Raw genomic sequence first — 987 nt, 5'->3', positions numbered from 1 at the left:
GTGGTGGGGTCGGGGGCGTCGACGAGTTCCAGGACGCGGGCGGCGGACCGGGCGCTGCGGCGGCGGATCTGGGCGGCCACGGGGAGGCCGGTGACGGCCTCGAAGGCGGCCAGCGGAGTCAGGACCACCACGGCCAGCCAGACGCCCTGGAGGGTTCCGGAGGACACGGCGGCCACGCCTGCGGCAGCGCAGGCGGTGGCGGTGAGGCCGGTCAGCGCGGTGGTGAGGCCGGTGCCGACGCCGGCGCCGGCTGCGGAGCGGCGGGCGAGGGCGGTGAGATGGGCGTCGGTGGCTCCGATCTCGTCCAGGCGGCGGGGGAGCGCGCCGCTGACGGTGAGTTCGGCGGTGCCGTCGAGGAGGTCGATCGTCTGGGCGGCGAGTCTTCCCTTGGCGGGGGCGTGCAGTTTCTCGGCTCGGGAGGAGATGCGGACGGTCAGGGCCGGGACTGCGATGCCCGCGAGGAGCAGGCCTGCGGCGAGGAGCGCTCCCGCGAGGGGGAGGACCAGGGCGAGGGCGACTGCGGTGGCCACGCCGGAGAGAGCGGCCGCTGCGGCGGGGAGGCGGAAGCGGAGGACGTAGTCCTGGACGGCGTCGACGTCGGTGACCATGCGGGAGAGCAGGTCGCCGCGGAGGCGCCCGTCGGCGCCGTTGGGGCTGAGGCGTTCCAGGCGGGTGTAGACGGTGGTGCGGAGCTCTCCGAGGGAGCGGAGCACGTTGTCGTGGCTCACGAGGCGTTCGGCGTAGCGGAGCACGCCGCGGGAGATGCCGAAGGTGCGGACCGCGGTCATGGCCACCATCAGGTAGAGGATCGGGGGCTGCTGGGAGGCGCGGTCGATCAGCCAGCCGGAGGTGCCCAGGAGGGCGGTGGCGCTGAGGAGGGACAGGGCGGCGAGGGTTACCGCCAGGGCGGTTCGGGGGGGCTGGCCCTTGCGGTGGGCGGCTTGGCGGATGCGGGTGAGCGGGTTTGCCTGCGGCGCGGTGGGGTGG

1 protein-coding gene is annotated in these 987 nt (G+C 75.3%); it reads right to left on the bottom strand.

What is annotated here, in order from left to right:
* Positions 1-987, bottom strand: a 987-nt coding sequence (locus TR46_RS42895; protein ID WP_369406029.1) for an ABC transporter transmembrane domain-containing protein, incomplete at both ends; no start/stop codon positions are given.

It is taken from the genome of Streptacidiphilus carbonis (assembly GCF_000787775.1).
Lineage (GTDB): Bacteria > Actinomycetota > Actinomycetes > Streptomycetales > Streptomycetaceae > Streptacidiphilus > Streptacidiphilus carbonis.
Note: the sequence above shows the minus strand (reverse complement) of the source record. Positions and strands in the feature narration are given on the sequence as shown.